The organism is Cohnella sp. (assembly GCF_041640265.1).
Lineage (GTDB): Bacteria > Bacillota > Bacilli > Paenibacillales > Paenibacillaceae > Cohnella.
The window spans coordinates 1-25,887 of sequence record NZ_JBEQAP010000036.1 but is presented as its reverse complement, the minus strand read 5'-3'; the positions used below and the strand labels follow the sequence as shown (position 1 = coordinate 25,887).

Sequence of the window (25,887 nt, the reverse complement as noted above, 5' to 3'; positions counted from 1 at the left end):
CCAACATATAGATAATTACCCTTTCAAGCCGCTAGTGCTTATCCCTTCAACGATATACCGCTGGAAGAGGAAGAAAATAACGAATACCGGTACAAGCGACAACGTAGACATCGCGAACATTCCACCCCAGTTGTTAAGCGACTCGCCGTCAAGGAACAGCTTCAGCGCAAGGGAAACAGGATAAAGATCCGGCTTGTTCAAGTAAAGCAGCGGGTGAATAAAATCCTCCCATGTCCAGTAAAACGAGAAGATCGCCGAGGTCATAAGTGCCGGTACGATAAGGGGCAGAATAATCTTGAAGAAAATGCCGTACTTATTACACCCGTCAATCTTCGCCGCTTCATCAAGATCTGCCGGAATCGTCCGGATGAATTGCATGATCAGGAAGATGAAGAACGGAATTCCTAGAAACTGAGGCACGATAATCGGCTTGAAGGACTGCAGCCACCCAAGCTCCGAAAACATAATAAATTGCGGAATAATCGTTACGTCGCGAGGAAGCATCAACGTTAGCATCATACATGCAAACCAGAAGCCTTTGCCGAAGAACGAAATCCGCGCGAATGCGTAAGCAACAAGCGCTGAGCTGCTGACTGCTCCAATCGTTGAAAAGATTACGATAATGAAAGAATTCTTGAAGAAGGTGCCGAACGAATTGCCGGCGAAGCCCGCCCATCCCGTCACGTAATTGTTCCATTCGATCCTGCTGGGGATCAGACTGTAAGCTGTCGTAAAGATTTCATCATTAGGCTTAAGCGAGCTAACAATTAGCCAGAGGATCGGGTAAAACATACAAAAGGCCAAACCGCCAACCAGGAGATGATAGGAAAGCGACTTCCACGCTTTATTCGAGATCGCCATATTACTTCTCTCCTTTCGATTCGTAATGAACCCAGTAACGCGAAGTTTGGAAAATCAGAAGAGTAAAGATTGCAATAACGATAAGCGCGATCCATGCCATAGCCGATGCGTATCCCATTTGGTAGAACTCGAATGCTCTCTTATACAGATAAAGCGAATAAAGCAATGTATTGTCTAACGGGCCGCCTTCACCTCTAGAGATGATATAGGCCGGCGTGAAGGTCATAAAAGCAGATATCGTCTGCATGATTAAGTTAAACAGGATGATCGGACTGAGCAGAGGCAGCGTGATTTTGAAAAACTTGCGTACAGCGCTTGCCCCATCCACACTAGCCGCTTCGTAATAATCCTTAGGAATATTCTTGAGACCCGCCAAGAAGATGAGCATGGAAGACCCGAACTGCCAGACAGAAAGAGCAATTAACGTCCAGATCGCCGTGGAAGGATTACCGATCCATGACGTATCCGCCTCCACTCCAACTAAACCGAGCGCGGAATTGACGAGTCCCTTATCTCCGAACACTTGAGACCAGAGAATCGAGACGGCAACGCTGCCGCCGATAAGCGACGGAAGGTAATAAGCCGAACGGTACAGTCCGATGCCCGAAATGGCTTTATTAAGCAGCATAGCCACACTAAGTGCGAATGCAAGCCTTAACGGCACACTGGCAAAAACATAATTAAAGGTAACCGATACAGACTTCATATATTTATCGTCGTCTGTAAATATCGTTTTATAGTTGTCCAATCCGACCCAATTCGGAGCTTCCAACAGATTGTAATCTGTAAAGGAATAGTAAAGGGATGAGAATACCGGGTATACGATGAACACCAGAAAACCCAGTATGAACGGGGCGGAGAACAGGTATCCAACCACATGGTTGTTATCGCGCAGCTTCATAGTTTCAACTCCTAGGGCGGATTCGCTTCTCGCGTATGCATGAACGTTAAGCTTTCTTTATACCTTTATTATGAAGCGCCCAATCGAACATCTGAAGGTAAAAATCCGGTCTTTTTGTTCAATTAGCCGACATACTCTTCTTTGATTTTCGCTCAAACCAAAAAGCGGTGGTGCAGGAAATCCCTGCACCACCGCTTTTTGCGTTATTCTCTTAGAGCTTATCCATTACTTTTTGTTTTTCGCAAGGATTTTGTTCGCTTCTTCACGGAACTTAGCTGCGCCCGCTTCGATAGTCGTCTTGTTGTAAAGGATTTGCTCAACCGTATCCTTGAGAAGCTTGTCAACTTCAACGGCTCCAACTGGATTCGGAGGATCCATCTGGCTGCTGTTCTCCTCAGCCCAAGCGACATAGTCGAATACTTTCGCTTGATCCGGAGTCAGGCTCGGCTTCAGCGCTTCCTTCACTTTAGAGGATACAGGAACGCCGCGCTCACCCATGATGATTTTGTTCGCTTCAATATCGTTAACCCAGAAGCTGATGAATTTCGCCGCTTCTTCTTTTGCTTTCGAGCTTTTGGAGATGGAGAAATACATACTTGGTTTCAAGAACAAAGCTTTGTTATCGTTCCAGCCCGGTACCGGCAAGATTTCAAACGGACGTTTCGCTACGCTAGAAGAAAGAATATATTGGTTCGACCAACCCCATGCACTTAATGCATTGCCCATTTCGAGCTCGCCGTCTTCCGGTGTACCTTTTTTCTGAGCAAGCTTATCAAGGGACAAGAGGTAACCATTGTCGTACCAAGACTTATACGTCGTGTAGAAGTCAGTAAATAGCTTGTCGTCTGTATAACCAAGACTCGTGCCATCTGCCGCGTACATATGCTGGTTTTGGCCTCTCAAGTAGAACGGGAAGAATACATCATGGCGAAGATCACCCATCAGAATTTTACCTTGAGCTTTCATGATAGGTCCAAGTTTTGATAGGTCATCCCATTTCCATTCTTGGGATGGCATTGTACCGCCGGCTTTCTCCAGCATGACTTTATCAACTACAGCCAGCAAAGCATTGGAGCCAAGGTTCATTGCGAATAATTCGTTACCTAGCTTACCGCCGGATATAGAAGCTTCGCTAATGTCGCTAACGTTAAGAGTTCCGTTCTGGGTGAATGGAGTCAGGTCTTCCAACTGTCCTCTGCCACCGTATTGCGACAGGTAGGAGATGTCCATTTGGATGACGTCAGGCAGATTGCCTGCCGCTGCGTTCGGTGCAAGCTTTTTCCAGTGATCATCGAAGGAAGCGTATTCAGGCTCGATTGTCACATGCGGATTTAGAGATTCATAAAGCTCAATAACCTTCAACGTATAGTCATGACGGGATTGACCGCCCCACCAAGCCACACGCAGTGTAACCAGATCTTTCTTATCGTCAGCAGAAGCTGACGGCGATGCATCCGCCGTACTTGCCGGCGAAGAAGCTGCTGGAGCGGAGCTAGCCGCTCCGTTGTTTTTATTGGCGCCGCATCCGATGATGCTGATGACCAAAGCGAGCATTACAAGCGCTGATAATGCTTTTTTCATTTGTCTTGTCCTCCCCTGAACAATTGGTTATTGATAGTGCTTACATTTCCTATTATCAGCGGGATAGAGTAAAAGCGTAATTAAAAAAACCGTCCTGTTTGTTCAAAAAGCAGAGTTGTCAGTCCGTCTGCTTCATGTATTCAGACGGCGTACAGCCCATTTGCTTCTTGAACACCTGACTGAAGTATTGCGGATTGTCGCCGAACCCTAATCTTTCGGCCATCTCGAATATTTTAATATCGGAGTCGCTCGACATCAATTCCGTCGCTTGTTTGATTCGGGCCTTCATGACATAGTTGGAGAATTTCTCTCCGGTTTCCTTCTTGAAAAGCTTACCTAGGTAGTCCGCGTTCATATAGAGCATCTCATGCGCAACAAGATTAAGCGACAAGTCGGAATTCCCAAGCTGTTCCTCTACAATATCAATGACCTTGCGTACGATGGTGGTGTGCTTGACGACGTTTCGTTCATAATGATATTGCGTAAGCTCTTGAACGGTCGCCTCGAGCAGCGATTGAATCGCTTGCAAGGTGTTCATCTCGGCGAGCTCGGTCATTTGGCCGTAATACCTGTTCATCTTCTGCGTATCACCCAGCCGAATGAGGGAAACAAACTGTTGGATGACATAAGACTTGGTCATATTGATGTCCAGCTGAGCACGTTTAAGCTCTTGCATGAGCTCTGCCAGCGCAAGCTCCGCTTCCTCATGATGACCCGATTGAACAGGCATGGTCAGCCGTTCCTCCTCGAAGATGAACTTAGCCTGGACAGTATCCTGATCTTGAGTCTCGGTATCCTTCCGAGTAATCAATCCGCCTTCTCCCAGGTAGAATCGGTAATTCAAGCATTGCAGCGTTTCTTGATAAAGGCTGCGCGCCCCCGTAATTCGATCGGGCTCGCTTAGAGCAATCGTCGTATCACGCTTGTAATAATGCTGGAATGTATCCCTTATCTCATAAATTCGGCGATAGAGCTCCGCCAATTCATGCTTATCTTCAATCAGAATAAGGACATGATCGCCAATCGTCGTACTGAGGAGAGTGGCATCAAGCAAATCCTCGGCAATATTCTTGACCGCGAATAAGTGCTCGAATTCGAACTCGCCCTCCAACAGAAAGAGCAGCAGCCTGACCGGACGCTCGAATTCGAATTGGAATAACCCGCGATAATAATCCCAATCCTTGCTGCCATAGGTTTTGTTAGTGACGAATTCCTTCAGCACCTGCTCTTTGACATGCGGCATCACCTTCTGCAAGCCCTGCTTCATGCTCTGAACGAATTGCTCACGCTTATCATTAAGATCTAACTCTTCCACGATTTCGGACAGCGCCTCGGCAATCTTATTCTCATTGGTTGGCTTCAACAAATAATGCTTAACCCCGTATTGCATCGCTCGGCTGGCATAATCGAACTCACCAAAGCCGGACAACAGGACAAATCGGATCTGAGGATGGGTCGCATGCGCAGCTGCCACAAGCTCCAATCCATCCATCCCAGGCATCCGAATGTCACTAACAACGATATCTGGAAGCAGCTCCTTAATGCGATCGTAAGCCTCCACGCCATTTTGCGCTGTTCCGACAAGTTCGGTTCCTAAGGAAACCCAGTCGATCATCTGGGAAATGCCGTCCAGAATGATTCTCTCGTCATCGATCAGCATTACCTTGTACATCGTTTACTCCTCCTCTTCCCGCGGCAACGCAATGGTAACTCGGGTGCCATGACCTGGTTCGCTGTCTATGCGAATTCCATATTGCTCTCCGAACGCTAGTTTTATTCGCTCATCAATATTTAAGAGACCAATCCCTTTACCCTTGGCTTTCAACTCTCCATTACGCAGCTTTTCAATCATGTCTATTGGCATACCAGGCCCATCGTCTTCAACCGTAATGAAGAAGCCTTCATCAGTCAGCTTCGCCAGGACAACAATCTTACTCGTTCCAATCGTTGGCTCAAGTGCATATTGAATGGCATTCTCAAGCAAGGGCTGAAGCGTTAACTTCGGAAGCTTGCGCTTCGACAAGCCGGCCGGAATTTCTAATCGGAAGTCCAGTCTTTCATCGAATCTATATTTTTGTATCATGACATAACTTCTAACGACTTCAATTTCCTCCCCTAAGGTTAGGATCTCTTCTTTCATATTGATCGAATTGCGGAGTAAAAAGCCTAATGATTCTACCATATTCGAGATTTGGGTCTGCTTGTTCACCTTAGCGATCCAGTTAATAGACTCCAGCGTGTTATACAGAAAATGTGGATTGATTTGGGCCTGCAATGCCCTGAATTCCGTTTCCTTGATTAATAGTTGGTTGGCATAATTCTCTCTAATAAGCGTATTGATCCGCTCTACCATTAACCGGAAGGTACGATGCAGCAGCCCCATCTCATCCATCGACATCGGGGAGTCATCCGCGGTCTGAAGATGAGCACCGGCGAAATTCCCTTTCTCAGCCATTTTCATCCGTGAAATCAAGTTGTCAATCGGGCGGGTCAAGCTTCTTGAGAAACGAATCCCGAGCAAAATAACAAGGACGAATATCAAGATGAAGACAATAACGACAAGCTCTTTGATGAAAATAACCCGTTCAAAGATTTGATTAAAGGGAGTAATATTCAGATATGTCCATCCGGTATTGCCAGAGCGTGAATAGGAAATAAAGTACGTATGCTCCGCAATCTTCTGAGTGAAGTAACCCTTAGTGGATTGAATAGAGAGCCGAACCTCATCCGGACTAAACAAAGGCTCCTTAGGATAAAGGATTGCCTCGCCGGAGAAGAGTATTAATTCCCCTTCCTCCGAAGAGAACTCCTCCACAATTTTCTCGATGTTAACCCGAATGACCAAAGTACCCAGAAATTCAAGGTCAAAGTTCGTGTTGCTGAAGGAACGTATTTCACGCGCGGATATAAGCGCCGAATCTTTCTCATCCGGGAAAATCCAGCGATTCTCTCCCCCCGCTGCGTTTGTAATCTCCTCCATTTGCGACCTTTTTCGGCTATCGATTGCTTTTAAATTGCCTGCCCCATTCTCCTTACCCCGAGAATCAATAAGCTGGATAGAATAAATGGAGGATTCCGAGCCCGCATAAGAGAGAAGCCGGTCAATCACTTGCTGGCGCAAGATATGCAGATCGTAATCCGATTCGTTATTCTTAATAGAAAGAAGAAGTTTCTGAAGCTGAACGTCCGCGATAATATTGTAAGACATCTGTTCAATTCGACTTAGCTTCGTCTCGATGGCCGCGGAAGAGAGATTGAGCACTTGGGATGACTTGTCATACAACTGCTCGTCATAGATAGAGAATGCATATTGCTGCACAAGTAACGTGAATGTAAAAGTCACAGCAATAATAAGGGCGAATAATATCGAAATTTTATTTTTTATCTTCATATGTCGAAAGGAATTTGCCCATTTTTGCATACCGGAAGTCTTCCTTTCCATAGGAAATATTTATTTCCCTAACGGAGGAACATCGTAAGCGGCCAGATCGCAGCCTCGCGAATTCCTTTTGAGATCAATCCCGCGATACGTATCGCACCTTGCTCCTGGAAATGCGTGTTGTCCTCTATGCCGCCCGGAAAGTGCGCAAATTCGCCCGGCGCTCCCCACATGAAAATCGATTTCGCCTCTTCTGCACCCAGCTCCTCGAACAAGGACTTACTCATCTCCGCCAGATCGATCAGCGGAACGGTTTGCTCGCTCGAAAGCTCGCGAACCGCTTCCAAATAGGGTCCATGCGTATTCTGAAGCTGCCCATTCGGCTCGAAATATCTGCGCTGTACCGAGGTGACTAGAACCGGAAACGCTCCTTTGTTTCTAGCACCGTCGATGTATTGTTGAAGATATTTCTTGTAGGTGGTCGATGGTTCAGTAGCGCGCTCTTCGTCCGGCTTCTGGTCGTTGTGGCCGAACTGAATGAATAAGAAGTCATTCGCCTTCATTTCGTTCAAGATCACGTCTAATCGCCCTTCATCGATAAAGCTCTTAGAGCTGCGGCCGGATACCGCATGATTGGCAACCACAACGTCATGCTTCAGAAGCTGCGGTAACATCTGCCCCCAGCCTGCATAAGGGAAACCATCCTCCGGCTGATCTGTAACCGTCGAATCTCCAGCCAGAAACAATGTGATCGCATGCGGAGCAGGAGTAATCTCCAGCGCATTCACTCTGGGTGCAGAACCGGAGAAGGTTAAGTTCATGTGACCGCCCTGAACGTATACCGCAACTGTCTCCCGAATGAATTGTCCCGCGGATACAGTGCGATTGCGCAGCAGCAACCTGCCTGGGCTTGCCTTTAATGTCGTACACGCAGGCAGAATCCAGTCTCCCATTAATAGGGAGACCGTATAATTGCCATCGGGCACATCTACTCGGAAGGAAGTGTCCGCCGGGATGCATAAATCGCGCTTCAATGCTCCCGGTTCCTTCCGATCACGAGCGGTCACCCGAGTAATATCCATAAAGCCGAAGCCCACTGCTATGTCATATTTGGTATTTGCCGTTACTTTCATATACCCAGACACTGCTTCACCGCAGCCAAAATCGAATTTCCACTCATTCATAGCCATGTCAGGTCTCCTAGCGAAAGGTTTCCTTTCTACTATAAATCAAGTATAGAAGCGAGTTAAGCAGAATATCTGAGGGAAATGTTCAAAAAACAGGTAATCTTCAATCACTCTGCGAACACTAAGTTGGTATAAGTGGGCGTAACGCCGATTTCTTCGGCAAGCTCGCTGATTGTCGGCGCACGGCCTAGGCGTTTGGATACGCCGCCTACGAAAGTTTTGCCTTTGAGGTAAAAACCTAGCGATGATTGGGGTGTTTCACCCTTCGGGGGTGCTGACCTGCATTTACTACAGGTGTTTTTGACAGGTTCACCTTTTCAGGATGCTGACCTGCATTTACTACAGTTGTTTAGGCAATAAAATCCTTTTTCATCAGTTCTCTCGAAAAATAACTGTACTTTATACAGTTTCGTCCCTCTAAAACCTTAGAAAGCTTATAATCAACAGTACAAAATACAGTTTGTACATGGGGAGTAGTTAAGTTGGTTAGCAAAAAAGTCGAGACGATACGGACCTTCGTCCATTCACCAGCTCGACTTTTGACTATACCTATTTTCCCTGTTAGCGAGCTAGAGAAAATGCTTCTGAACGACTGCGTATGCCAGCTTCGGCCTGCGATATCGATCTACGATACCTTTACTGTTCTGAGTGCCCGCGCGACTGAGCAGCCATCCCGTACTTTCGGCTACACGGCAATCGCAGAATTGCCAGATCAGCATACCCGACAGATAAGACTTGCTTATGTACGCGCTAAGATTTGCATCAATAATATCTGCTTGCCGTTCTTCTGTTCCCCGTACGCGAGTAGCATCCCTATGCCCGTAATAACCGTCTCCTCCGAATTCGCTTAGGATCATCGGTTTTCCTGCTCCGCCCGCCGCATCCGCCCAGGCTCTAGCCTGATCACACAGCTCCCCTGGATCTTCATCAGTGTACCATCCCGGATATAAGTTATAGGAAACAATATCGGCGAGATCGAGGCACAGCTCTTTATCTCGATGATGCGTTGCGAAGGTAAGCGGACGGCTCGCGTCCATCGCTCGGATCTGCTTAAGCTGTCTCTCGTAATGCGCTCGTCCTTCTAGCGTATCGCTGGCGCATTCATTCAACACGCCCCAGATGATTATGGAAGGGTGATTCGCATGCTGCTCCACCATCTCACGGTTAACGTCCTCGCATTGCTGCGCGAATAAAGGATGCTGCATCTGCTCCAGACTCAATCCCCTAGCATGGTTTTCTTCCCAGACCACAATCCCTTTCTCATCGCACAGATCCAAAAAACGCTCATCATTCGGATAATGACTCGTTCGGACGCAATTGCTGCCGGAAGCGATAATAAGCTCAAGATCATGCGCCATTAACGATAGCGGGAAAGCCGCACCAACAGCCGGATGGTCCTCATGACGGTTAAACCCCTTCAATACGATGTCCCTATCGTTCAACTGAATCCGAGCATCATGTGTCGTAATCGTGCGAAATCCGACTCGTTCGATAAGATCGTCAACAGGTTCATTCTTACCCGGTTCGAACAACTTGACCTTCAGCAAATATAACCGCGGATTCTCAAGCGCCCACTCCTCCGCATTTGGGAAATGGTGTTCCGTGGCAATCGTACTTCTCCCAGGTCCAACCTCGATCGTCTCAAACTGCAGTTTAACTCCGCACAACTCACCCTCAAGTCTGACTTGTTGAGCATAATCGGATAGATTATCAATGACAACCTGAATGTCCGCATGCCATTGGCCTTCAACTTGGAAGGGCGTAAATTGAATTCTCTCTATGAAAGTATCAGCTATATGCTCCAGAGCGACAGGCCGAATAATACCCCCATATGTATAATAGTCGTTCGGTATATGCAGGGAAGAATCTTGATGAAAGGAATTATCCACTTTCACGATCAGTTCATGGCTGCCCGCTTCCGCCTTTCGAACAATAGCCGTGAACGCAGTGTAAGCATTATAATGCTCCGCAATCTTGATCCCATCGAAATAAATTTGCGTCGTGTGACTTATTCCCTTAAATACGAACCGGAGATTCGCGGACTCAGACAACACGATTGTTCTCCGGTACTCCCCGACACCCCGATATTTGTTCAGCTTGGGATGCGTCTCCCAACAGCCAGGTACCGGCAGACTAAAGTTCTCCCCTCGATCACTATTCTCATGGTTATCAACACAAAAATCCCACATACCTTCTAAATCTTCTACCTTCCGAACCTCATTCGTTTGAAAAAGTCTAATCATTTGCGATTTCCTCCTGAACCTTTCGATCTGAAGCTTCGATTCCTATACTAATGCCTTTTATTCAATTTGACCATTCTACATGAAAAAGCCGCGAAAGACGGGGACTTTCACCCTAATCGTCTAACACGGCTATGGCCATACCTATTTATTGTTCCTTCACTGACCCGGTTTGCCGAAATCCGGCGTTCCGTCTTCATTCCATTCGAAGAGCTTTGCTCTCGCATGACGGTTAGGATCGAATAACGGATCTCCTTCGATGTTCTTGTACGGTCGCGCGTGATAAACCAATATATCCTGCTTGCCGTCAGGCGTCGTCGTAAAGCTGTTGTGTCCCGGACCGTATTGAGAAGCATCCGGATTGCTGAAGAACACAGGAGACTCCGACTTTGTCCAAGATTTCGGATCAAGAAGATCGCTCGAATCGGACGCTGTAAGCAAGCCCATTGCATAATTATCATCCGTTGCGCTTCCGGAATAGCTAATAAATATTCGGCCGTTGCGCTTCAGCACCGCAGCTCCTTCATTAACCATGTAGCCGATTCGCTCCCAAGCTTGATCGGGCTTTGTGATGAGCGTTTGCTTTCCTTTAAGTGTCCAAGGATTGCTCAATTCTCCGATATAAAGATTGGTATTTCCTTCGATAGCGGGGTCTTTCTGCGCCCAAACCAAATACAATATATCCTTATGTTCAAAGATCGTAGCATCAAGAGAGAAGGATTCCCAGTTCGTTCGGAGCTGCCCTTTCTCGGTCCACTGTCCTTCGAGCGGGTTAGACGACTCGTTCTCTAGTACGTAAATCCGGTGATCAAAAGGAGCATCTTCTCTCGCAGCAGCATAATAGATATACCACTTCTCATTCGTGAAATGAATTTCTGGTGCCCATATATGTTTGCTCATCAGGCCTGTATTAGGTTTATGCCACACGTCTACCGTTTTCACCTCGGCCAGATCATTTAAAGTTTTGGCACGTCGCACCTCGATACGGTCATACTCCGGCACCGAGCCCGTGAAGTAATAATAACCGTCCGTGTGCAAGTAAACCCATGGATCGGCGCGCTGCTCGACAAGCGGATTGCGGAATCCCTTATGAATGACGGTGGTCGTACTCTCGTTAGGTGTTTGTCCAGAGCACCCTCCAATAAGAAGGACGGACGACAATAAGTAGAAGGCCACCTTTTTCATCACAATATGCCTAACCATTACGCTTTCTGCAACCGAATCACATTCCATGACTGCATAGGCAGCATGGCATTAATGATTCCATTATCGAGCTTCGCATTCCCGTTGCTATGAGGTTTCACCGTTTCCGCGCCTACCGTGTTCACCGCTTTAAGATTCGGATTCTCAAGAACGATATGTTCAACAATTCGATATCCTGCAAAGCTTCTTACATCGCAGGATAGCTCAAGCCCGCTCTCCAGACTGCGATTGACGGCGAATACGACAACCTCATCGGTTTCGTCGTTATAGACGGCTGCCGATTCCAAGTAAGGAACATCCGTAAAATCCTTACTATCGTACTTGTCCGACACAACGACCGGATTAAGCGCGATTCCTCGTCCATAAACAGATGCGTGCATGTAAGGATAATAGATGGTTTGTTTCCAGGCAGCTCCTCCATTGTCGGTCATAATCGGTGCAATGACGTTAACTAGCTGCGCGAGGCAGGCAATCTTAACGCGGTCCGACCGCTTCAAGAAGGAGATGAGCAATGTTCCGACGAGTAGAGCATCCTCGAAGTTATATACGTCCTCCAGCTGCGGCGGAGCAATCGTCCATGGATCGATTTGCTTGTCTGCATCGTTGGAATGATACCATACATTCCACTCGTCGAAGGAGAGATTCATCGTTTTCTTGCTTCTCTTCTTCGCTTTAATATAATCACATACGGATATAATTGTATTAATGAAACGATCCATCTCCATGGAAAGGGCCAAGTAATTGGCGCTGTCGTTGTCACGATTTCCGAAATATTGATGAAGGGAAATATAGTCAACGGCTTCATAAGTATGCTCAAGCGTCGTCGCTTCCCATTGCGGGAAAGTAGGCATGCTGGAATTCGAGCTTCCGCAGGCCACTAGCTCTATATCCGGATCAACCCAGCGCATCACCTTGGCCGTTTCCAGAGCGATTCGACCGTATTCTTCCATTGTCTTGTGACCGATTTGCCAAGGACCGTCCATCTCGTTGCCCAGGCACCAGGTTTTAATCTTATGCGGCTGCTTATAGCCGTGAGAAATTCGCAGATCGCTATAGTAAGAACCACCCGGATGATTGCAGTATTCGATTAAATTACGTGCTTCATCAATCCCTCGGGTTCCTAGATTAACTGCCATCATAACTTGAGAGCCTACTTTAGCGCACCACTGAGCGAATTCGTTCGTACCGACGTGGTTGGGTTCAATCGTTCTCCACGCTAGCTCCAGCTTACGCGGACGATCTGCGAGCGGACCGACACCGTCCTCCCAGTTGTATCCGGATACCATATTGCCGCCTGGATAACGCACGATTGGAACGTTTAAACCTCTGACCAGCTCCATGACGTCTTTGCGGAAACCGAACTCATCCGCCTCCGGGTGCCCGGGCTCATAGATACCTCCATAGACCGCTCTGCCAAGATGCTCAATAAACGAACCGTAAATTCTTTCGTCAATGCGCGAGATTTGAAACTCTTTATCTACGATCATTTTTGCTTTTACAGTTGATGTCATGCTTCTCTCCTCTTTCTCTGTGTCAGTTTCCGTCAGCCTTTAACCCCGCCAACAGTCAGTCCTGAAATAAAGTATCTTTGGAAAAATAAAAATACGACCAATATCGGTAAAATAGCCAGGACAGAGCCGGCGATCAGCATCTGATAGTTGTTTCCATAAGGCGTTAGCAATGTGCTTAATCCAATAGGGATCGTAAGCATGTCGTTCGTCCGCAAGACGAGCAGCGGCCATAAGAAGTTATTCCAGTTGCCCAGCGCGATCAGGATAACCATCGCTCCGAATGCAGGAACCATCAAAGGCATAAAAATTCGGAAGAACATCCCGTATTCCGTACAGCCATCCATTCGACCCGCATCCATGAAATCCTTCGGCAGCCCGCTGGCATATTGCCGGAAGAAGAAGGTGGGAAGCGGAGCCACGGCAAACGGGATAATTACCCCCCACAGTGTATTGATCATTTTCAGACTAATCATCAGCTTGTAAAGAGGCAGCATAATAATCTCAATTGGCACCATCATGACGAGTAGAATAAGTACGAAGATAAAATTCTTGAACCGGAAATCGTACATCGCAAGACCGTATCCAACAAAAGCAGATAAGAAGAGGGACAAGACTGTTGCCAACAGTGTAATGACAACACTATTCTTGAACCAAGTGAAATAAGTATCCGCCGATTCTCTGAAGAGAGAAGTATAGTTGTCCAGCGTCATTATATTCATATCGATTTTGTAGCCTAGTCCCGAACTGATCGCGAGTTTAGCAGGCTTAAAGGACGCCAAGACGATCGCATAGAAAGGGGTAAGCATCAGAATCCCGATAACGACGAATAGCAGCAATAACAGGATGGAAGAGGAGTTGATTTTCGTTTTTTCTTTCACCTCGTTAATCCTCCTTCCTGAACAGCCCGAATAGTTTCAATTGGATAAGATTCAATAGGAGCATAAAAGCCAATAACGAAAGTCCTATTGCGGAACCATAACCTAGGTTATTTTGTTCAAAGCCCTGCTGATAGATATAACCGACCATAGTCATCCCCATGTCCTTTGGTGAACGGTTGCCGCTCCATAGCGTGAAGCTTTCTACAAACATTGATAAACCGCCAAATACGCTGATAGTCAGAACATAAATAGATACGGGTTTCAATAGAGGCAACGTAATTCTTATGAACTTCTGGCGCACTGTCGCTCCATCCATCTCAGCAGCTTCATAAAGCTCGTTCGGAATGCTCTGCAAGCCTGACAGGAAGTAAATCATATTAACACCCATCCAACGCCAGGTCGCCAACATAACGAGAGCCAGCATTCCTAGACGAGCATCAGCGAGCCATTTCTGAGGTTCAAGACCGAATATACCGATGATTCCGTTCACGATAGCCGTATCGCTTTGACCAAGCATTAACCGGAAGATCGTTCCGGCCACAACGATCGATACAAGAGCGGGAATAAAAAAGGTCGAGCGGAAAAAGTTTTTGAAGAGCATGATTTTTGAATTAAGCAGTACCGCGAAGATAAGAGGTAAAGGGATCAGCACAATTAGAGTTAACGCGGTATAGATCAAGCTGTTCGAAATCGCACGATAATAATGAGAGTTAAGTAAATTCTCGTAGTTCTTGAAGCCAATATATTTGGTTGCTCCAGGAAGCACTTCCTGAAAGCTCATCTGAATGGTTGATAAAACCGGATAGGCGAAGAAAACGAGAAAGGTAATAATAAATGGCATTGCAAATACATAAGGAGCGATTTTCTTGGAATAGAGCCAATTCGTCCTTCGGGGTGCAGTCAATTTCACGGACGTGTTAACGGACGCGGTGTTGATCGGTTGCTGTTTCACCACGGCTGACTCCCTTCTTGAAGAGAATCACTAGCCCGGCTCATAGGCAGGACTAGTGATTCCGTTCGTTATTTCATTATTGTTTGCGCACTTCCTCAGCGACTTCCTTCAGAACCTTCGCAGGATCCTCCAAATCGTTCAGCGTTCTGAACATAACCGAACGTTTAACCGCATCGATAATCGAAGGTGTCTTCTCGCCAATGTTGACCGGCTTGATTTCACTCTTCACTTCAGACAGCATTTTAAAGATTCCTTCACCAAAATAATCCGTAAATTTGTTTGGCTCATTCAGTTCCGGTAATTCCCATACCTCAGAGCGGATAGGGTCGAAACCGAGCTGTTTCCATATTTCAATATTTCCTTCTTTGGACAGTTTCGAGAAGGCAAGGAATTGTTTCGCAATTTCTTGAACTTTGGATTGCTGTGTAATCACTGTACCTGTACCGCCCATACCCGCTGAACGAGCGCCGCCATCCGTCCAAGCCGGCATCGGCTTGATGATAATTTTACCCTTCAGCTCAGGCATGTTGTCTATGAAACGGCCCATGTACCACATTGGCATCCAGATAGAAGCAGCTCCGCCTTTGTTCATGAAAGCCCAATATTCTTCGGAATGGTGGAAGCCACCCGGCGTTCCGACAGCAATCTTCTCTTTCACAAGATCTTGCAAATACTGTACTGTCTTGATGTTAACATCGCTATCCAATGTTACACCACCGTCTGCACCCAAGAAATCGCCATCCTGCTGCGCGATCAACGGCCATAAGGACCAGTGTTCAGTTGTTTCAAGGGTTGTCATTGGTACGCCTGTTGCATCAAGCACTTTTTTACCGGCCGTTTTGTAATCTGCCCAAGTCTTAATGTCATCCGCATTTACGCCGGCTTTATCCAAGAGCTCTTTGTTATAATAAATAACAGCCGCTCCTACATGATAATCGACACCATAGTATTGGCCGTCTTTCGCATAGATGTCGAAACGAGATTTCACTAAGTTGTTCAATTCCGGCTCAACAATGTCATTGAGAGGAGCAAGCTGCGGCTGTCCTTTCAAGTAGTTCGCGAATTTGCTGATTTCGATATCCGACATATCGGGAGCGCCAACACCTGTTTGCAGAGCTACGAGCAGCTTGTTATGCATATCATCGTAAGGGAATGTCGTTCCTTCGAATTCAATCGGCTTATCCGGATTTTGCTCATTCCATTTCGCAGCCATTCCTTCATAGAACTTCTGGTGAAGCTCTTGGAAGGTCCAGAAGACGATTTTCGTTGGTTTGCTGTTGCCTTTAGGCGCTTCGCTTGCAGCAGGCTTGCTCGCAGCAGGCTCATTGTTATTTCCGCTGCAAGCCGTAAGCGCTAACATGAGTGTTAGTAAAAGAGATAAAACCGTAAACAAAGACTTACGCATTTTGTTTCCCCCGATCATGATTTTACTTTCTTGTAAATTGTTTTAGGTTTATGTAAAACAATTTATGTTTTTATGATATATGCTCCCATTTTAATTGTCAACAGGGTTTTGAATGCGTTTACTTGTTTATTTAATTTAAAAGATACTAAACTTTTCAAGTGAAAACAATGGTATTAATTGGCTGAAATTGTGAATATTATTGGCGTTTAACGAGACCTTACACTTCATTTCTGTGGTTATTGACGAAAATAGCTGTTTTATTTTAGTGTTATATATAATAAATATTTGCTTTATGGTATTCTATACAAAACAAGGAACCCTCTAAGCGGAAAGGACAAACGGAAATGATTCATATTAAAGAACTCCGGTCCGGTCTCAATATCTTCAAAGCGCTAAGCTCCGATATCCGAATTCAAATTATAGAGCTGCTTGCTGAACACCAGACGCTTAACCTGAACGATTTGGCTACCAAGCTGAATCTGACGAATGGCGCGATTACCATGCATATCAGGAAGCTCGAAGAGAGCGGCTTAATAGAAATCAATACCGTCGTCGGCAAGCACGGTCTGCAAAAAATGTGTTATCTCAACGAAGAGAAGCTCATGGTAGAATTACGTTCCAAAGAAGTCGGTAATCTCTACGAGGTTGAGCTAAAGGCTGGCCACTATAGCAACTACCTTGCGGTACCAACCTGCGGTCTTGCCACTAAAGACAGCATTGTGGGTGATTTTGATGATCCCCGCTATTTCGCCGACCCTCAACGGGTAGATGCCGAAATGATCTGGTTATCGGAAGGTTTCCTTGAATATCGAATTCCGAACTACTTGAAGCCAAATCAAGAGTTTCAGGAGCTTCAGTTTTCTCTGGAGCTTGGCTCCGAAGCACCCGGATTCGCGGATAACTGGCCCTCGGACATTTTCTTTTATGTCAATGACTTTGAACTCGGTTCCTGGACTAGCCCTGGTGACTTCGGTGATAAGAGGGGGGTATTCAATCCCGATTGGTGGCCGCCGCATCTGAATCAATACGGGATGCTGAAGCTCATCCGTATCAATGGGGAAGGAAGCTTCATCGACGGCTGCCGAATCTCCGATGTGACGCTGTCCCAGATTGGTCTAGATTACAAAAGCGATATTCGGTTCAAGCTGGCGGTTGACGACAAGTCCATGAACAAAAGAGGCTTAACCGTATTCGGCAAGCATTTCGGCAATTATAATCAGGACATTCTTATCCGGGTACTCTACCGCAATCTACAATAGTATGGACCACACAACCGCTTCTAACAGCCTTATCGCTGAAAGAGGCGGTTTTTCTTCATATTGACAACCCCTTGCAAATTCATTAAACTTAAACTAAGTATAAATTATAGGAGCTGATCCCGTTGAGAAAAGCAGGAACGATGACGGTGCAGCGCAAAGCGATTTTCGATCTCTTGACTGCAGCTCACGATCATCCTACAGCCGCCGATATAATTGAAAGACTGAAAGCCGAAGGACATCATTTCGCCTATGCCACGGTTTACAATACGCTTAGATATTTAACGGAAGAAGGCTTGCTGCGTGAGCTCAAGCTGGATGGGGATGTTAGTCGTTACGACGCGCGGACGGAGGAACACCAGCATATTGTGTGCACGACCTGCGGGAAAGTGGACGAGGTATTCATCGAAGCTCCAGATGATTGGCTCCATTCCGTAGCCAAACAGACAGGATATGAAATTCATGAGGAACAGTATTTGTTTAAAGGAGTGTGCCAAACATGCCTGAGTACGAACAAGTCCACTCATTAAACGAAACTTTGGTTATTCAAGATTCACTAACAACGCCAATTGAACCCTTCGATGGAGACTACTGTGAAATTACAAATCGGATTCTAATCGTCAGTCCCCGTCCCGCTTCCCTTCGTACGCTGGTTGCGGAGCTTGCCAAGAGATGTTATGACGTGTTGTTGCTTCATCATGCCGATGATCCTCTTCTAAGCATGGTTCAAGGGACAATCATCATTATGGATCGGACGGGTGAAGTCCAAGCTCAACCAGCTTTGAATAAGCTGCCGAATGATGGGGTATCGCGTATTCTAGCTCTTATGCACAATGAAAGCTCTGCACCTTTGAACGGAGAGGAATGGGTTAAGTGGCCTTGCCCCATCGAGCAAATCATCGCGAAAATCCAATTGTTAGCTCTGAAAAATCCTGCCGTTTCCGACGAATTGCGTACGTTAACTTTCAAAAAAATTTCTCTTGACCCGGGGCGTATGATTGTTACCCATGACGGTACTAGAGTGGATTTGACGAAAACGGAGTTTGATCTGCTTAAAGCGATCATTACTGCCAAAGGTAATGTACTTTCTAGACAAGAGCTAATGACGGCAGTATGGGGCGAGCAATATTTCGGCGGGAGCAATGCTGTCGATGTTCATATACGGAGCTTGCGCAGAAAGCTTGATGATGACCCCAAAGTGCCGCGTTATATCGCAACCGTTCGGGGTGCTGGCTACCGTCTTGCTGACCAATGATACTTGATAAGCAGCAAAGCCCTCTCAGCTAAGAGAGGGCTTTCCACTACACCTTGCCTTATTTCTGTTCAGGTTGCAGAGACCTTCTTCCCCCACACCGCCTGGCCTTGATCGTCCAGCCCGGTGAAGACGAGCGTCGCACGGTTCAGCTCCCAGTCCCACGACGGCAGAACGAGTACAGTCTCCTTGAACGCTCCGTCCCAATGGAGCGTCAACGTATGGTCGCCGTCGAACGTCCAAGTATCCTTGCTGTCCTCCGAACCGATTCGTCCGTCCGGAAGCAGCCGAAGCGATTCCGACTCTACGACGCCGTCAATCAGCCGCTCGTGAACGATGCGCTGCCATTCGCCGGCGAGATCATCTTCCGGAATCGCCTGCGTCTTCTCACCCGCGTACCGCTCAGGCGAGACGACAGGCCAGCCGTCCGCCGTCCAGAGCAGCTTCCGTACGTGCAGGTACATCCAATTCGAATCCGCCTTCGGGCGGGCATGATGCACGATATAGTCGTTGTCTCCGTCCTGCAGGATCGAGTTGTGCCCGGGAGCGACCCACCCATCCGATTCGTCGAACTTGTAGCCTCCCAAGATCTTCGTGCCCACGTCGAACTGAGGATCGTAAGCCGTATCGGCAAGGTCTCTGCCGTTATAGTCGAGATAAGGTCCGGTAATCGAGTCGGATCGACCGACCCGGACGTTGTAATCGGACGAGAGCGAATCGAACGACACGAACAGGAAATACTTCTTCAGCTTTGGCTGATAGATAATATAAGGCCCTTCCACGGCACCGGCCTCGATCTTCGAATCCCGGGACGCAATCACCTTGCCAAACCCGGCTTCCGCCGGCTTGCCGGTTGCCGGATCGAGCGGCAGGATGTGGATGCCCTCGAAGAACGAGCCATACACGAACCAAAGCTTACCGTCCTCGTCCTTCGCGATATTCGCGTCGATCGCGTTCGGACCGTCTCCTTCGCCGGTCTTGATCACTTCTCCTTCGTCCTTCCAGGGACCTTCCATCGAATCGCTGGTCGCAAGACCGATGAAAGAGCGGTTCGAACCGAACGTTGACGAAGAGTAGTACAGATGATACTTGTCGCCGATCTTCTTCACGTCGGGCGCCCATAGCGTGGGACCGCCTGACCAGGCGGAAGCTTCTGCGGGAACGCCGTCGAAAGCACGGCCGACCCACTGCCAATGAATGAGATCCTCCGACTTGCGCACCATCACGCCCGGAACAGGCGGACCGCCGACCTTCACGTCCGTCGACACGATGTAGTACGTCCCGTCGTCCGTCTTGATGATCGCCGGATCGTGGGTGTTCGTCGTCGTCCATGCCGTTTCGTCGTGGATCCGGGCCGTGTCGAACATGGCCGTCTCCGGCGGGGCGGATGGGTATGCGATGTCCGGTGTCTTCGATGGACTTCCGCTGCACCCGCTGAATAGCATCGCCGCAACCCCTAATCCGATTCCGATTTTTCTCATGCCGTTATCCTTTCACCCCGGTTATCGCCACCGATTCGATAATCTGCCTCTGGAAGATAAGGAAGACGACAAGCATCGGAATGAGAGAGATGACCGAAGCTGCCATGATAAGCGGATAATCCGTCTGGCTCGCATACGTCGCGCTAAAGTTGGCAATGACGGGCTGGAGCGTCATTTTCTCCGGGGAGTTCAAGTAAATGACCGGCCCCAAATAATCGTTCCATATCGCCATGAACCATAGAATCAGCTGGGCCGCGACGGCCGGCTTGATGAGAGGCATGACGATACGGGCATAGATGCCCAAGTAGGACGAGCCGTCGATCTTAGCGGCTTCGATCAGGGCGTTCGGAACACTGTTCAAATATTGCCTCAGGAAGAAGATCATGAAGACGTTACCGAACAGGCCCGGTATGATCAGTGGCAGAAGCGTATCGACCCAGCCGATCTTCGAGAACATCATGAACTGCGGGATCATGATGGAAGGATAAGGGATCATAAGTGTACCGATCAGGGCAAGGAAAATCTTGTTCTTGAACGGGAACCGCAGCTTGGAGAACGCGAATGCGGCCAGGCTTGACGTCAGAGTGCCGCCGACCGTGACGATAATGGCGACGATGAAGCTGTTCTTGATGCCGCTGAGCAGAGGTCCCTTCTCCCAAATCTCCACATACTTCACAAAGTGCATCGGGTTCGGGATCCACTTCGGCGGCAGTGCGAAGACGTCCATCCGGTCCTTGACGGACGTCGTGAACATCCAGAGCAGTGGGGCGATCATCGTCAACGCGCCGAACAAGAGCAGGACGAATATGACGACGTTCGCGGTTTTTCTTCGGATAGACAATGTCGGTGACTCCTTTCTTCGGTACTAATCGTGAATTTCGGAGGATCTGTCGAGCTTGAACTGGGCTAGCGTCACGATGAAAATAAACAGGCCGAGCACGACCGTCATCGCGGAGGCGTAACCCATCTGCAGATTGCCGAACGCCTTCTGCCACACGTAGAACACGACCGTCGCGGAGCTGTACTCGGGACCGCCGGTGGACGTCATGATGGCGACTTCCGGGAACAGCTGCGAGCCGCCAATAATGCCCGTGACGACGATGAAGAACGTAACCGGTTTGACCATCGGCCACGTGATGCTCCAAAATTTACGAAAAGCGTTGGCCCCGTCGATATCGGCCGCTTCATAATAGTCTCTCGGCACGCTCTGCAGTCCCGCCAAATACAGGAGCATCGTGTAGCCGAGTCCTTTCCAGATCAGCAACAGGATGATGGCAGGCTTCACGGTGGAGACGTTGTTCAGCCAATTGGGGCCGTTGATCCCGACCAGCTCCAGCGCTTGGTTCAGCAGCCCGAAATCACCGTTATAAGCCAGCTGCCACAGGATGCAGACCGCCGCGAGGGACGAGATGACCGGAATGTAATAGACGACACGGAAAGCGGTCGTGCCGGCAATGCGCCGGTTGAGTCCAAGCGCGATGAGCATGGCGAGGAACAGCCCGATCGGAATACCCAGCATCATATAGAACGTGTTGTACATCGCTTTGTGGAACAGTTCGTCCTCGACCATTTCCTTGAAATTGTCGAGCCCGATGAAGCTCATCTGGCCGAGTCCATCCCAATCGGTAAAGGACCCGTATATCGAATAACCAAGCGGGAACAACGCGAAGAGAAGGAAGCCCAGAACCGGCGGTAGGATGAACAAATATCCGTAATAGGCTTCCTTCCGGTACAATCTCGATTTCGTTTTCATGGTTCACCTCTGAGGAGATCCCGGAACGAAAATGATGTTAGTTCCCGCGCTTAAGGCGCGGGAGCCACTAACATCATTTCGCCGAGCTTAATCAACTTATTTGTTAACTGCCTTCTGTTCTTGTTCGATTGCTTTGTCGAGCAGCTTCTGCATCTTTGGCTGTTCTTGTTTCACGTACTCGATAGCGGTGATTTTGCCGTCGAGAACCGGTTGGATATCGGTGAAGAATAGGTTGTACCACTCGGCGTTGTAGGTCAGCGTAGCCGGCATCGGTCTGCCGTAATCGTTGGTAACCTCCAAGAATTCCGCTTTGTTCGCCGGCTTGAAGGACGTGTCGGCGGCCCATTTTTCTGCCATGTCTGTCAGGTTCGGCATTTGCACCTTCGCGTCGGACAGCATCTGCATGCCTTCCTCGGAAGCGGACAGGTACAGCGCGAGCGCTGCTGCTTCATCCGGCGCCTTCGTGTTCTTGGATACGCCGATGCCGAGCGAGCCGAGCCACGTTGCGGTTTTGCCGGTGGAGCCTGCCGGATACGGGATCAGGTCGAAGTCGAACGGAAGCTTCTGGTACGTGCTCAGATCCCAAGGACCGACCGGGAAGAAGCCGATTTGGCCCTGCATCCAGCGCTGGTACGTGTCGAGCGTTTGCGATTCGGAGATCGAAGGCGTCACTTTGTGTACATTCTGCATGTCTGCAAAGAGTTGAACCGCCTCCGCGAATTTCGGATCGTCGACCGTCACTTTCGTCTGCGTTGGGTCGAGGAAGTCCGCGCCATTGCTCCAGACGAAGGCGTGAAGCGTCCAGTTGACGTTCAGGCCCGTGCCCCATTGGTCAAGCTTGCCGTCGCCGTTCGTGTCCAGGGTCAGCTGTTTGTTGACGTTGATGAACTCGTCCCACGTGTACGGCTTGTCCTTGTCCGGAAGCGGGATGCCCGCTTTTTCGAACATCGTTTTGTTGTAGCCCATCGCGAAAGGCCCGAGGTCCTTAGGCATGCCGTAGATGCTGCCTTGTCCGGCGACTTTGCCGTCATAGCGGTAAAGGTCGACGCCTTTCTTCCATACTTTGCTGATGTCGATTTTCGGATTGTTCTCCGTGTACTGGGTGATGTCAAGCAGCACGCCGCCGTTCACGTAAGCTTTCAGGTCGCCCGGATCGTAGAAGAACACGTCCGGCACGTTTTTGCCGGTAATGGACGCTTTCAGCTTCGTGGCGTATTGGTCGGCAGCCGTCATGATGATCTTGACCTTTACGTTCGGGTGGTCGGCTTCGAATTTCTTCACGGTCGCCTCGTAAGCCTTCTGATCGTCCGGACCGCCTCGGAACATGAACGTAATCTCTTTCTTTTCTCCACTCGGCGCGGTGCTGCCCGACGCACTGCCGCTGGCGGCCGGCTCCTTGCTGTCGCCTCCGCAACCGGTGAGAACAAGCACTACCGAAATGATAAGCGAGATGAGTGCAAACCAACTTTTCTTAGTCTTCACATGAACCCCTCCAAGATATATGTTTAGCGAATTAACGCTTTGAAACCGTATTCATTTTGCCGTATAAACGGCTGACCTTGCTCGGCCAGCTATTCCTTTCATTCGCCGTCCGTTTCGCTGGCATCCGGTACCGGGACCCCGAAATGAGGCGTTCCGTCAGCATACCAGCCGAACGACTGCACCCTGGTGTGGCGATTCGGATCGTACAGGGGATCGCCGAAGATTTCTTTGTAGTTCCGCGCATGATAGACTATCAAATCCTCGGAACCGTCCTCGGACACGGTGAAGCTATTGTGGCCGGGTCCGTATTGCCCCGTTTCTTCGCTCGTGACGAAGACGGGAACGGGCGACTTGGTCCACGAATTCGGATCGAGCAGATCGGCCGTATCGGGCGCTGAGATCAAACCCATGCAATAATTGTGGTTCGTGGCACTTGCGGAATACGAAATAAAGACCTTGCCATTTCGTTTAACAACCGCCGCGCCTTCGTTCACCCAGAAACCAATCGTTTCCCAATCCAATTCCGGCTTCGTCAGCATGACCTGGGGAAGCTTGAGGGTCCACGGATTCTCCATCTCCGCGATGTACAGGTTCGAGTTGCCTTTAATCGCGAAGTCCCGCTGTGCCCAAACCAGATACCGGACGCCATGGTGCTCGAACGTCGTGGCATCAAGAGAGAAGGACTCCCATTCGGTCTTGATCTGTCCTTTTTCCTTCCATACTCCGTTCAAGGGATCCGGGGACTCGCACTCGAGCACGTACATCCGGTGATCGAAAATCCCTTCTCCATCGGCGCCGCCTCGGGCCGCCGCGAAATAGATGTACCACTTGCCCTCGATATGATGCAGCTCGGGCGCCCAGATATGGGAACTCATCTCGCCATTCGAGCGTTTCCTCCAGACGACGGCCGCCTCCTCATTTTCCAAACCTTGCAGGGTTGGAGATTTGCGGATTTCGATCCGATCGTATTCGGGAACGGAACCCGTAAAATAATAGGCTCCATCCGTGTGCTTGTAGATCCAGGGATCGGCTCGCTGACTGACTAAAGGATTCTGATAAGCACATCGGAGATCATTCATTTGCTTCATTCCTTACGCTCCTATTCTTGATTTTCTACTTTCTCTTGCCCTGAAGCAACGAGTAGATTCTACCATTCCCCCCCCGCGCGGCTGGAGTACGGATCGCTTCAAACATTAATAATTATATGAATATATTCACCTTGATGTTAACGATATCATAAAAGCGGTTACATTGTCAACATATTCGTAAATATATTTATTATTACGTTAACGTTTATATTAATTATGAGCGAATCATACGCATTTCTTCCCTATGTCTCATCCTTTCCTTGCGAAATTGTTAACAAAAATATAAAATATATATATATCTAATTCATGCACACATCCACTATTGCGGCCCGTAACGGGTCAGGAGGATATCCATTGAATCTCGACATATCCGATAAATCGTTACCTGTATATGAAGCACTGGCCAGCAGCGTCCGTCACAAGATCATCCACCTGTTGGCTAAGCAGCCGATGAATATCCGCGAACTGTCCGAGGCGGTCGGCTTGAGCAGCGCCATCATGACCATGCATATCAAAAAGCTGGATAAAGCCGGAATCATCCGCACCGAGATGCAGTCGAGCCGCGGAGGCGTCCAGAAGATGTGCTCGCTGCAGGTGGAACAAGCGGAAATCATTTTCCCGAACAAAATGGAGCATATCCGGGAATACCACCAGAGCGAAATCTCGATCGGACACTTTACCGATTTTGAGGTCGAGCCGACATGCGGCCTCGCGACCGCCGAGAAATTCATCGGCATCGTCGACGATCCCCGCTCCTTCCTCGACGCGGAGAGATTTCAAGCGAAAATCCTATGGTTCAGCGAAGGGTATATCGACTACAAAATCCCCAACTTCCTGCTCTCGACCGAGAATCCGAAGGAGCTCGTCGTCTCCATGGAGATCGGTTCGGAAGCGCCGCTCACCAACAACAACTGGCCATCCGACATTACGTTTTACTTGAACAACATACGGCTGGGCACCTGGACAAGTCCCGGAGATTTCGGCGACAAGCGGGGCAAATACAATCCGTCCTGGTGGCCGGATGACATTAACCAGTACGGCTTGCTAAAGCATTTGACGGTAACTAACCATGGCACCCGGATGGACGGCAATCCCATCTCGGATGTGACGCTCGACCAAGTCAACGTACGGGATAAACAATGGACGCTGCGGATCGCCGTAGAGAACGGCTCGCGCAACGTCGGCGGGATCACGCTGTTCGGAAGCGCATTTGGCAACTACAAGCAGGATATTCTGTTTCGCTTGTATTACGAGAAAGTCGTACCGACCGGAGGAGACAGCTAACTGTTGGGAACGAGCCGTTAGACGTAAATCAAGGGGGCGTCTGAATGGCGCCCCCTGATTATTTGCAATCGAGTAGGAGGGAGTGATTAACTCCCGACCTCTCACACCACCGTACGTACCGTTCGGTATACGGCGGTTCATGAAATATTCCGTAGTGAGTTATATCTGTCCACTAAACTCTTCAAACCATTAG

General features: G+C 48.6%; 21 protein-coding genes. 4 read left to right on the top strand and 17 right to left on the bottom strand.

Going from position 1 to position 25,887, the window contains the following annotated elements; genetic code table 11:
* Nucleotides 1-15 precede the first annotated feature (15 nt).
* The 12 genes from ACESLK_RS21240 to ACESLK_RS21185 all read right to left on the bottom strand — a co-directional run bounded on the left by ACESLK_RS21240 (nucleotide 16) and on the right by ACESLK_RS21185 (nucleotide 16,098).
* On the bottom strand, nucleotides 16-792 hold the full coding sequence (locus ACESLK_RS21240) for a carbohydrate ABC transporter permease (RefSeq protein ID WP_373231738.1): 777 nt from the start codon (nucleotides 790-792) through the stop codon (nucleotides 16-18).
* A 70-nt stretch (nucleotides 793-862) separates the two neighbouring features.
* On the bottom strand, nucleotides 863-1,762 hold the full coding sequence (locus ACESLK_RS21235; RefSeq protein WP_373231711.1) for a carbohydrate ABC transporter permease: 900 nt from the start codon (nucleotides 1,760-1,762) through the stop codon (nucleotides 863-865).
* Between the two features lie 225 nt (nucleotides 1,763-1,987).
* On the bottom strand, nucleotides 1,988-3,343 hold the full coding sequence (locus ACESLK_RS21230; protein WP_373231710.1) for an ABC transporter substrate-binding protein: 1,356 nt from the start codon (nucleotides 3,341-3,343) through the stop codon (nucleotides 1,988-1,990).
* Nucleotides 3,344-3,461: 118 nt separating this feature from the next.
* Nucleotides 3,462-5,015, bottom strand: a complete 1,554-nt coding sequence (locus tag ACESLK_RS21225) for a response regulator transcription factor (RefSeq protein WP_373231709.1) — start codon at nucleotides 5,013-5,015, stop codon at nucleotides 3,462-3,464.
* A gap of 3 nt (nucleotides 5,016-5,018) precedes the next feature.
* On the bottom strand, nucleotides 5,019-6,734 hold the full coding sequence (locus tag ACESLK_RS21220) for a sensor histidine kinase (protein WP_373231708.1): 1,716 nt from the start codon (nucleotides 6,732-6,734) through the stop codon (nucleotides 5,019-5,021).
* Nucleotides 6,735-6,802: 68 nt separating this feature from the next.
* Nucleotides 6,803-7,912 (bottom strand): rhamnogalacturonan acetylesterase, encoded by a 1,110-nt coding sequence (locus ACESLK_RS21215; RefSeq protein WP_373231706.1) that lies wholly within the window; start codon nucleotides 7,910-7,912, stop codon nucleotides 6,803-6,805.
* A 566-nt stretch (nucleotides 7,913-8,478) separates the two neighbouring features.
* On the bottom strand, nucleotides 8,479-10,152 hold the full coding sequence (locus ACESLK_RS21210; RefSeq protein ID WP_373231705.1) for a glycoside hydrolase family 2 protein: 1,674 nt from the start codon (nucleotides 10,150-10,152) through the stop codon (nucleotides 8,479-8,481).
* Between the two features lie 156 nt (nucleotides 10,153-10,308).
* Complete coding sequence (locus ACESLK_RS21205) at nucleotides 10,309-11,334, bottom strand: glycoside hydrolase family 43 protein (RefSeq protein ID WP_373231737.1); 1,026 nt, start codon at nucleotides 11,332-11,334, stop codon at nucleotides 10,309-10,311.
* Between the two features lie 17 nt (nucleotides 11,335-11,351).
* Entirely contained in the window at nucleotides 11,352-12,863 is a 1,512-nt protein-coding gene (gene arfA / locus ACESLK_RS21200; RefSeq protein WP_373231704.1) for an arabinosylfuranosidase ArfA, read from the bottom strand.
* A 32-nt stretch (nucleotides 12,864-12,895) separates the two neighbouring features.
* Nucleotides 12,896-13,741, bottom strand: coding sequence for a carbohydrate ABC transporter permease (locus ACESLK_RS21195; RefSeq protein WP_373231703.1), 846 nt, complete (start codon nucleotides 13,739-13,741; stop codon nucleotides 12,896-12,898).
* 4 nt (nucleotides 13,742-13,745) lie between these two features.
* Complete coding sequence (locus tag ACESLK_RS21190) at nucleotides 13,746-14,582, bottom strand: carbohydrate ABC transporter permease (RefSeq protein ID WP_373231736.1); 837 nt, start codon at nucleotides 14,580-14,582, stop codon at nucleotides 13,746-13,748.
* 187 nt (nucleotides 14,583-14,769) lie between these two features.
* Nucleotides 14,770-16,098 carry an ABC transporter substrate-binding protein gene (locus tag ACESLK_RS21185; protein ID WP_373231702.1) on the bottom strand — a complete coding sequence of 443 codons (1,329 nt, stop codon included), beginning with the start codon at nucleotides 16,096-16,098 and terminating at the stop codon, nucleotides 14,770-14,772.
* 344 nt (nucleotides 16,099-16,442) lie between these two features.
* On the opposite strand from ACESLK_RS21185, the gene ACESLK_RS21180 reads away from it, so the two are divergent.
* From ACESLK_RS21180 to ACESLK_RS21170, 3 genes are all read left to right on the top strand, one after another.
* A complete protein-coding gene (locus ACESLK_RS21180; RefSeq protein WP_373231701.1) occupies nucleotides 16,443-17,357 on the top strand; it encodes an ArsR/SmtB family transcription factor in 915 nt (304 codons plus the stop codon).
* A gap of 122 nt (nucleotides 17,358-17,479) precedes the next feature.
* On the top strand, nucleotides 17,480-17,884 hold the full coding sequence (locus ACESLK_RS21175) for a Fur family transcriptional regulator (protein WP_373231700.1): 405 nt from the start codon (nucleotides 17,480-17,482) through the stop codon (nucleotides 17,882-17,884).
* Entirely contained in the window at nucleotides 17,854-18,609 is a 756-nt protein-coding gene (locus ACESLK_RS21170; RefSeq protein ID WP_373231699.1) for a winged helix-turn-helix transcriptional regulator, read from the top strand. Before ACESLK_RS21175 ends, ACESLK_RS21170 begins: the two co-directional genes overlap by 31 nt.
* Nucleotides 18,610-18,677: 68 nt before the next feature.
* On the opposite strand, the gene ACESLK_RS21165 is transcribed toward ACESLK_RS21170, so the two are convergent.
* The 5 genes from ACESLK_RS21165 to ACESLK_RS21145 all read right to left on the bottom strand — a co-directional run bounded on the left by ACESLK_RS21165 (nucleotide 18,678) and on the right by ACESLK_RS21145 (nucleotide 24,410).
* Nucleotides 18,678-20,051: an arabinan endo-1,5-alpha-L-arabinosidase gene (locus ACESLK_RS21165; RefSeq protein ID WP_373231735.1), complete on the bottom strand. Its 1,374-nt coding sequence runs from the start codon at nucleotides 20,049-20,051 to the stop codon at nucleotides 18,678-18,680.
* Between the two features lie 40 nt (nucleotides 20,052-20,091).
* Nucleotides 20,092-20,928, bottom strand: coding sequence for a carbohydrate ABC transporter permease (locus tag ACESLK_RS21160; RefSeq protein ID WP_373231697.1), 837 nt, complete (start codon nucleotides 20,926-20,928; stop codon nucleotides 20,092-20,094).
* A 24-nt stretch (nucleotides 20,929-20,952) separates the two neighbouring features.
* Nucleotides 20,953-21,840 (bottom strand): carbohydrate ABC transporter permease, encoded by an 888-nt coding sequence (locus ACESLK_RS21155; RefSeq protein ID WP_373231696.1) that lies wholly within the window; start codon nucleotides 21,838-21,840, stop codon nucleotides 20,953-20,955.
* Between the two features lie 96 nt (nucleotides 21,841-21,936).
* A complete protein-coding gene (locus tag ACESLK_RS21150; protein WP_373231695.1) occupies nucleotides 21,937-23,322 on the bottom strand; it encodes an ABC transporter substrate-binding protein in 1,386 nt (461 codons plus the stop codon).
* Between the two features lie 98 nt (nucleotides 23,323-23,420).
* Nucleotides 23,421-24,410 (bottom strand): glycoside hydrolase family 43 protein, encoded by a 990-nt coding sequence (locus tag ACESLK_RS21145; protein ID WP_373231694.1) that lies wholly within the window; start codon nucleotides 24,408-24,410, stop codon nucleotides 23,421-23,423.
* A gap of 354 nt (nucleotides 24,411-24,764) precedes the next feature.
* On the opposite strand from ACESLK_RS21145, the gene ACESLK_RS21140 reads away from it, so the two are divergent.
* Nucleotides 24,765-25,694, top strand: a complete 930-nt coding sequence (locus ACESLK_RS21140; RefSeq protein WP_373231693.1) for an ArsR/SmtB family transcription factor — start codon at nucleotides 24,765-24,767, stop codon at nucleotides 25,692-25,694.
* Nucleotides 25,695-25,887 lie beyond the last annotated feature (193 nt).

What these genes read in the sequence shown, in the direction of transcription:
- ACESLK_RS21210 (WP_373231705.1), bottom strand. Translation starts at nt 10,152, where the DNA reads ATGATTAGACTTTTTCAAACGAATGAGGTTCGGAAGGTAGAAGATTTA.
- ACESLK_RS21240 (WP_373231738.1), bottom strand. Translation starts at nt 792, where the DNA reads ATGTTTTACCCGATCCTCTGGCTAATTGTTAGCTCGCTTAAGCCTAAT.
- arfA (WP_373231704.1), bottom strand. Translation starts at nt 12,863, where the DNA reads ATGACATCAACTGTAAAAGCAAAAATGATCGTAGATAAAGAGTTTCAA.
- ACESLK_RS21145 (WP_373231694.1), bottom strand. Translation starts at nt 24,410, where the DNA reads ATGAAGCAAATGAATGATCTCCGATGTGCTTATCAGAATCCTTTAGTC.
- ACESLK_RS21215 (WP_373231706.1), bottom strand. Translation starts at nt 7,912, where the DNA reads ATGGCTATGAATGAGTGGAAATTCGATTTTGGCTGCGGTGAAGCAGTG.
- ACESLK_RS21180 (WP_373231701.1), top strand. Translation starts at nt 16,443, where the DNA reads ATGATTCATATTAAAGAACTCCGGTCCGGTCTCAATATCTTCAAAGCG.
- ACESLK_RS21165 (WP_373231735.1), bottom strand. Translation starts at nt 20,051, where the DNA reads ATGCTATTCAGCGGGTGCAGCGGAAGTCCATCGAAGACACCGGACATC.
- ACESLK_RS21230 (WP_373231710.1), bottom strand. Translation starts at nt 3,343, where the DNA reads ATGAAAAAAGCATTATCAGCGCTTGTAATGCTCGCTTTGGTCATCAGC.
- ACESLK_RS21190 (WP_373231736.1), bottom strand. Translation starts at nt 14,582, where the DNA reads ATGCCATTTATTATTACCTTTCTCGTTTTCTTCGCCTATCCGGTTTTA.
- ACESLK_RS21235 (WP_373231711.1), bottom strand. Translation starts at nt 1,762, where the DNA reads ATGAAGCTGCGCGATAACAACCATGTGGTTGGATACCTGTTCTCCGCC.
- ACESLK_RS21205 (WP_373231737.1), bottom strand. Translation starts at nt 11,334, where the DNA reads ATGAAAAAGGTGGCCTTCTACTTATTGTCGTCCGTCCTTCTTATTGGA.
- ACESLK_RS21170 (WP_373231699.1), top strand. Translation starts at nt 17,854, where the DNA reads ATGCCTGAGTACGAACAAGTCCACTCATTAAACGAAACTTTGGTTATT.
- ACESLK_RS21185 (WP_373231702.1), bottom strand. Translation starts at nt 16,098, where the DNA reads ATGCGTAAGTCTTTGTTTACGGTTTTATCTCTTTTACTAACACTCATG.
- ACESLK_RS21225 (WP_373231709.1), bottom strand. Translation starts at nt 5,015, where the DNA reads ATGTACAAGGTAATGCTGATCGATGACGAGAGAATCATTCTGGACGGC.
- ACESLK_RS21220 (WP_373231708.1), bottom strand. Translation starts at nt 6,734, where the DNA reads ATGAAGATAAAAAATAAAATTTCGATATTATTCGCCCTTATTATTGCT.
- ACESLK_RS21155 (WP_373231696.1), bottom strand. Translation starts at nt 21,840, where the DNA reads ATGAAAACGAAATCGAGATTGTACCGGAAGGAAGCCTATTACGGATAT.